Raw genomic sequence first — 2,003 nt, forward strand, 5'->3', positions numbered from 1 at the left:
AGTTGATGTAGATGGTGATGTCGCGGTCCGGGTCCGTCGACTCGAGCACCAGCAGCTGGGCCATGACGTCGTCGGCCGAGGCGTCGTCCACCTGGACGCCTAGGAAGATGATCCGGTCCTCGAACAGCTTGGTGTAGGGGTCCTGGCGCTTGAAGCCGTAGGGCGTGCGCTCCTCGAACTGGGGCAGCACATAGCGGTTCTGCGGCATGTTGGCGGCGAAACCGCCGGCAGCGGCACCGAAGTTGTAGTCCATGAGATTCTCCTGCTTGTATTCGGGTCGGTGGCGCTGGCTCAGGATTCCTGGGAGGCGGAGCCGCCCTGGGTCCCGCCGCCGCCGGAAACGCCGCCGGCGTGGGCCGAAATCTTGTCGAAGAAGCCGTAGGCCAGGCCTTCCTCGGCCGTAAACCACTTGTCGCGGTCGTTGTCGATCAGGATCTGCTCCACCGACTGGCCGGTCTGCTCGGCGGTCAGTTCGGCCATGACCTGCTTCATGTGCAGGATCAGCTCGGCCTGGATCTTGATGTCGGATGCCGTGCCGCCGATGCCGCCGGAGGGCTGGTGCATCAGGATCCGTGCGTGCGGGGTGGCATAGCGCTTGCCCTTGGTGCCCGAGGAGAGCAGGAACTGGCCCATGGAGGCCGCCAGGCCGGTGGCCACGGTCACCACGTCGTTCGGGATGAACTTCATGGTGTCGTAGATGGCCATGCCTGCGGTCACCGACCCGCCGGGCGAGTTGATGTAGAGGTAGATGTCCTTCTCCGGGTCCTCGGCCGAGAGCAGCAGCAGCTGGGAGCAAATGGCGTTGGCGTTCTCGTCGCGAACCTCGGAGCCCAACCAGATGATGCGCTCTTTGAGCAGGCGGTTGTAGATGTAGTCTTCGCGGCTGGCCGCTTCGACCGAAGCCATTCTCGGAGTGGCGGATTCATTCGACATGCTGAAATACCTCTCGCTTCTTCCCCGGGCGGTACCGTCGCCGGTGGCCCTAAGGTCGTTTACCTACTTGGACAGTAACGTGTTCCGCTGCCCGATTCCTCCCGCACGGCGCGCTGTTCGCTGACGGCGCATCAGGCCTGTGATGGCGCGGGAAAGCGCTCTGCCTCCGGCAGAAATAACGACGGCGGAGCCTGCCTTCGGAGGGGGCACACCCGCCAGCGGCGGACCGGGCTCCACCGACACCGCCGCCGCTACAGACGCAACGAAACCTGCGCGCAGGAGCCGGGCACCGCCGTCGTGCGCGGGAGTTAAAGCGGCGGACCGCCGGTCCCTTATGGGAATCCGGCGGTCCGTCCTGGGGCAGTGTGGTGCCTACTTCTTGTCTGCTTCTGTGGCCGGAGCTTCCTCGGCGGCCTCTTCGGCAGCGTCGGTGTCCTCCATCGACTCGGTGTCGGCGGCGTCTGCTTCGGCTTCGTCGCCGCTCTCTGCGCTCTCTGCGCTGCCAGCTTCGGCAGCCTGGATCATGTCCTCGATGCTCGGCTCTTCCTCGCCGGCGGGGCGGACGAAGTCGCTCAGGTCCACCTCGTTGCCGTTGGAGTCGGTGACCTTGGCCAGCTCCAGCACCTTGGCCAGGGCCTTGCGGCGGCGGACCTCGCCCACCATCATGCCGACCTGGCCGGACTGGTCCAGCAGCTGCGCAAACTGGTTCGGGTCCATGCCGTACTGGCCGGCAGAGGAGACGATGTAGTCGATCAGTTCGGCCTGGCTGACGCCCAGCTCTTCCTTGTCGGCCACGGCGTCCAGCACGATCTCGTTTTGGAAGGCCTTCGCAGTGTTCTCGCGGACCTCGGCGCGGTGTTCCTCGGTGTCGTGGTCTTCACCGTGGCTGTTCTCCGGGCGGAAGTGCTGTTCCATCTGCTCTTCGACGACGGAATCCGGCACGGGAACCTCAACGAGCTCCATGAGCTTGTCCAGCACCTTGTCGCGGGCCTCGATGCCCTGCTCCATGACCTTGGCGTCGGCGGCCTGCTTGGCCAGGTCTTCCTTCAGCTCGGCGATGGTGTCGAACT

3 protein-coding genes are annotated in these 2,003 nt (G+C 65.2%); all 3 read right to left on the reverse strand.

Features of this window, described 5'->3' with window-relative positions; translation table 11 throughout:
* Window positions 1-253 (reverse strand): ATP-dependent Clp protease proteolytic subunit (locus tag AC5RWT_RS36885; protein WP_494084539.1); only part of this gene is annotated, 253 nt, incomplete at its 3' end.
* A gap of 38 nt (window positions 254-291) precedes the next feature.
* Window positions 292-933, reverse strand: coding sequence for an ATP-dependent Clp protease proteolytic subunit (locus AC5RWT_RS36890; RefSeq protein WP_494084540.1), 642 nt, complete (start codon window positions 931-933; stop codon window positions 292-294).
* 372 nt (window positions 934-1,305) lie between these two features.
* Window positions 1,306-2,003 (reverse strand): trigger factor (locus AC5RWT_RS36895; protein WP_494084541.1); only part of this gene is annotated, 698 nt, incomplete at its 5' end.

This window comes from Arthrobacter sp. Dra40, from assembly GCF_059091905.1.